The 4,874-nt window shown below is 37.7% G+C and carries 3 protein-coding genes; 2 read left to right on the top strand and 1 reads right to left on the bottom strand.

The annotated features are described in order from the left end of the window. Positions 1-112: 112 nt before the first annotated feature. The gene (locus tag H6G83_RS34490; RefSeq protein WP_190480645.1) at positions 113-583 is read right to left on the bottom strand and encodes a double zinc ribbon domain-containing protein; all 471 of its coding nucleotides are present in this window, start codon (positions 581-583) and stop codon (positions 113-115) included. A gap of 95 nt (positions 584-678) precedes the next feature. Here H6G83_RS34490 and H6G83_RS34485 point away from each other — a divergent pair, with 95 nt between their 5' ends. Next, on the top strand, positions 679-1,572 hold the full coding sequence (locus H6G83_RS34485; protein ID WP_190480642.1) for a tyrosine-type recombinase/integrase: 894 nt from the start codon (positions 679-681) through the stop codon (positions 1,570-1,572). Between the two features lie 100 nt (positions 1,573-1,672). Further along, complete coding sequence (locus H6G83_RS34480) at positions 1,673-4,648, top strand: Tn3 family transposase (protein ID WP_190480640.1); 2,976 nt, start codon at positions 1,673-1,675, stop codon at positions 4,646-4,648. Positions 4,649-4,874: the final 226 nt, after the last annotated feature.

The raw sequence follows: 4,874 nt of genomic DNA, 5'->3' as shown, positions 1-4,874 counted from the left end.
GGGGGAGAGCTGGCGAAGCTGTCACCAGGGGCAAACTAAACAGTTTAGTTTAAAAATGAGATAAAACTTGACCGTAAAGATGGAAAGAGCGAAGTAATAAAACATACTAAAGTTATTGAGTCTTAGTTGAAGCCAGAGAATCAAATGATTCCTTGTACGGAGTACCACAGTAAGGACAAAAACGAAATTTTAACGAAGTAATAGGTTCGTGGCAATTAGCACAACTATCACGTAAAGCAGTACCACACAAGAAACAAAACAGCGATCGCGGCGACAACCAAAAATCTTCAAGGGTGGTTCCTGGTGTCCAACAGTGAGGACAAAACTTGAGGCGATCGGCACAATTGATGGGGATGCCACGAGAAACAGCATCAAGGTATTCAGATGGAACCTGTAAGGCGATCGCTAAACCACGATGACTTTTGGTATTGAGTTTGGTGGTCAAGCCGCGCTCGATTTTGCCTAAACTCTGAATATGAATACCGGCTTTATTGGCTAACTCAGTTTGCGATAGTCCCAAGGCGGTGCGTATTCTCTTGACGTATTCAGCCAAGGATTCTTGGGATTGGGGGGTATTATCCATGTAAAGAGTATGTGTAAAAGTATAAATATATTGCTGGTATTAAATCTAGAAATTAAAACTAGTATACTGCTTTATGTGAAGTGAGGAATCAAAAATTGTCAGCTACTCTGGCACAAGTTGCAACAGCATTCTTAGAGCGAAGTGAATTAGCAGCTAGTACAAGAAAATCTTATGAGCAAACACTACTGCTATTGCTGAAACAGCATGGTAAATTACCAATACAATCAATAGACCGCCAATTGCTGGTAGATTATCTTGAAAGTTTGGATAATTTAAAATACACAACTCATAATCGGATAAGGGCGATCATCAGCGCTCTATTCAACTATGCTCTAGATTCGGGCTATATCGAATCAAACCCAGCTTCTCGGTTGGGGTTGCGAAAACCTGTGCGTGAGCGTGGTGAACATAAAACAGATGAAATCATACGCTACTTGACTAGCTCACAGTTAGATATCATGTATGCACAAGTAAAGCCGGATGTCAGGTTAGAAGCTATTGTTCGCCTGTTGCATAGAAGTGGAGCCAGAGTAGGGGAAATACTAGCTTTAGATCATGAGCAAATCAATTTTGAACAACGGAAGTTCCAGGTAGTAGGCAAGGGGAATAAACAACGTTGGTGTTTTTATAGTGAAGATGCAGAAGTAGTATTAAATAAGTATATAAAGTATTATCGACATCCTCAAAGTACAGCATTATTTACAGCGCAACACCCAACAACCCATGTAATAACACGCTTAAGTTACCGCACAGTAAATGCAGACTGGAAAGAGGCAATTTCTAAGAGCCAAGAGCTAGAAGGAATCCGCTTACATGACCTGCGGCATACCTTTGCAACTGAACGAGTAGGATTGATGGGGATTGAGGAACTACGGGCGCTGATGGGACATGAAAATATTCAAACCACCTTACGCTATCAAAAAGTAACGTCTGCTAGAGCAGAAGCAGTAGCTAAACAAGCTTTAAAAAAGTTAACTAATAATGTATAAACTGCTTGGCTAAAAATAGTTGTGTAAAATTGAATATTGCTTAATATGGTAATTTAACACATAGTATTGATACTACTCTGCATTAAATGAATGAGGGATGATGAAACGAAACTGGCAACCATCCGAATTAGTAGAGTGCTGGACGCTACTACCGAACGAATTAGAGCTAATAGCACATAAAAACCCTCAAAATAGCTTAATTTTTGCTTTATTACTCAAATTCTTTGAATTAGAAGCCAGATTTCCTGAATCAGACCGAGAGATTCCGGCTGTAGTTGTTAATTATATTACACAACAACTAGGGATTTCTCCTAGTATTTACTCTCAATGTAATTGGCAAGGACGGTCGATAAAATATTACCGCAGGAAAATTAGAGAATTTTTTGGATTTCGAGAAAGTAATAGCAAAGATGTTCAAGAACTCCAAGAATGGCTAACCCAACAAGCATTAATTTATGAATTAAAATATGAGCAATTAAAGTTAGTAGCTATATCTCGTTTACGAGAATTAAAAATTGAGCCACCTACTTCTAGCCGCCTAGAACGTATTACTCGTTCTGCTCTTTCTAGTTTTGAAGATAGATTTTTTCAAAAAACTGTTGCTCAGTTGTCTCACCTTACTAAAGAGCGAATAGATAATTTATTTAAACCTCCCAAGAGTGAAAATGAATCTCAGACAGTAGGATCTGGATTAGACACTGATTCATCAGAATCATCAATCTGGAATGAATTAAAATCAGACTCTGGCAGAATTGGTGTAGAAAGTTTTAATAAAGAAATTGAGAAATTATCAATTCTGCGTCAGTTAAATTTACCTGATAATTTATTTCCTCATATCTCAACTAAAATTTTACAACAATATAAGCAGCGTGTAGTTGTTGAATATCCCAAGGACTTACGCCGACACCCTGAACCAATTCGTTATACATTAGTTGCTATTTTCGCTCTTTTAAGAAGCCAAGAAATTATAGATAATTTAGTAGAACTGATTATTCAAATTGTACATCGTATCGGCACAAAAGCCGAAAAACGTGTAAACCAAGAATTGCTCCAAGACTTTAAAAAAGTTCATGGTAAAACCAACTTACTTTTTCAAATGGCAGAGGCTTCTTTACAGCAGCCAGATGGAGTTATTAAAGAAGTTATTTTTCCCGTAGTAAGTGAAACAACTCTCAAAAATTTAGTTAAAGAATATAAGTCAACAGGTCATGTCTACCGCTCACGTGTTTACACTGTTATGCGTTCTTCCTATGGCAGACATTACCGCCGAATCTTACCATTAATTTTACAGCAACTTGAATTTCGTTCAAATAATGATGCTCATCGTCCAGTTATTCAAGCCTTAGAATTACTCAAAAAATATGCTCACAGTCACCAACGTTACTATGACTCAACAGAAGAAATTCCCATTGATGGGGTAGTACGTAGTGGCACTCAAGAGTTAATCTTAGAAAAGAACAATGATGGTGATATTAAGGTAAATCGTATCAATTATGAATTAAGCGTACTTCAAGCATTAAGGGACAAATTAAGATGTAAAGAAATTTGGGTAGTTGGAGCTTATCGTTATCGCAATCCTGAAGAGGATTTACCAACAGATTTTGAATCCCAGCGCACCCAGTATTTTCAGGCTTTAAAACTCCCGTCCGATGTAGAAGAGTTTATTAGTAATCTACAGCATCAGATGCAGTCAGCCCTTAGTCAGCTAGATTCAAGTTTACCAAAAAATAAGTACGTCAAAATAAAAAATCAAGGTAAATCTCGGATTTCCTTGTCACCGCTTACACCTCAAAGTGAACCGATAAATTTAGGACGCTTAAAAACTGAAATCTTAAGGCGTTGGCCCAAGACTAGTCTGTTAGATGTCCTCAAAGAAACTGATTTACGGGTAAATTTTACTGAACATTTTAAATCAGTCTTAACTAGAGAAGTATTACCGCCTCCGTTATTACAAAAACGTCTATTACTTTGTTTGTATGGTTTAGGTACAAATACAGGACTCAAGCGTTTAAGTGATGAATCAGCAGGCAACAGTATCAGCGAGTTGTTACACGTTAAACGTTGTTATATTCATTCTCAGCAATTACGCAATGCTATTGCTAAGGTCGCCAACGCTATCTTTGCAGCTAGATTAAATCATATTTGGGGAGAAGGTACATTTGCTTGCGCTTCTGATTCTAAGAAATTTGGTGCTTGGGATCAGAATCTTATGACCCAGTGGCACATTCGTTATGGTGGTCGTGGTGTGATGATTTACTGGCACGTTGAAAAAAATTCTGTTTGTATCTACTCACAGTTAAAAACCTGTTCAAGTAGTGAAGTGGCGGCCATGATTGAAGGCTTACTACGTCATTGTACTGAAATGAAGGTTGAGAAGAATTTTGTTGATAGTCATGGGCAGAGTGAAGTCGCCTTTGCTTTCTGCCATCTGTTAGGTTTTCAGTTGATGCCGCGTATCAAACGCATTAATATTCAAAAATTATATTTACCTATTAATGTTCCTGGCAGCACTTATCCTAATTTACTACCTGTTCTTACTCGGACAATTAACTGGGATTTAATTCGCCAACAGTATGACCAAATGATTAAATATGCCACTGCGCTTAGATTAGGAATGGCTGAAACTGATGCTATTCTAAAACGTTTTACTAGGGGCAATTTGTTACATCCTACCTATCAAGCTATTTGTGAGTTAGGTAAAGCTGTTAAGACTATCTTTTTATGTCAATATCTGCATTCAATCGAACTGCGTCGAGAAATTAACGATGGACTAAATGTTGTTGAAAATTGGAATAGTGCTAACAGTTTTATTTTTTACGGTAAAGGTGGAGAAATTGCTACTAATCGTTTAGAAGATCAGGAGTTGGCTATTTTATCTTTACACCTGCTCCAAATCTCTTTAGTATATATTAATACTTTAATGATTCAACAAGTTTTGTCACAACCACAGTGGTTGAAGTTGATGAAAAAACAAGATTTACGCGCTCTTTCACCTCTAATTTGGCTGCATATTAACCCTTACGGTACTTTCCATTTGGATATGAACTCACGTTTGCCCATTGAAACTGTTGTATAAACGCCCTTTTAACCATGCTTGTCTCTATTTACTGTATTATCTTCATTCAAATAACGCGATCAGCTACGCTGGGCGCTTGCGCCATCGCCACTGGAATAGTGTTTATTCATCGATAATATTTGAGCAGGAGCCACCAACTTGCCCCCTGAAGTCCTTATAGTTGGGGAAAATATTTAAACTAAACTGTTTAGTTTGCCCCTGGTGACAGCTTCGCCAGCTCTCCCCC

This window comes from Anabaena azotica FACHB-119 (genome assembly GCF_014697625.1).
GTDB classification, from domain to species: Bacteria; Cyanobacteriota; Cyanobacteriia; order Cyanobacteriales; family Nostocaceae; genus Trichormus; species Trichormus azoticus_A.
This window is presented reverse-complemented; position numbering and strand designations above follow the sequence as displayed.

Excerpts from the sequence above, each read along its gene's own strand:
- H6G83_RS34490 (WP_190480645.1), bottom strand. The coding sequence starts at position 583 with ATGGATAATACCCCCCAATCCCAAGAATCCTTGGCTGAATACGTCAAG.
- H6G83_RS34480 (WP_190480640.1), top strand. The coding sequence starts at position 1,673 with ATGAAACGAAACTGGCAACCATCCGAATTAGTAGAGTGCTGGACGCTA.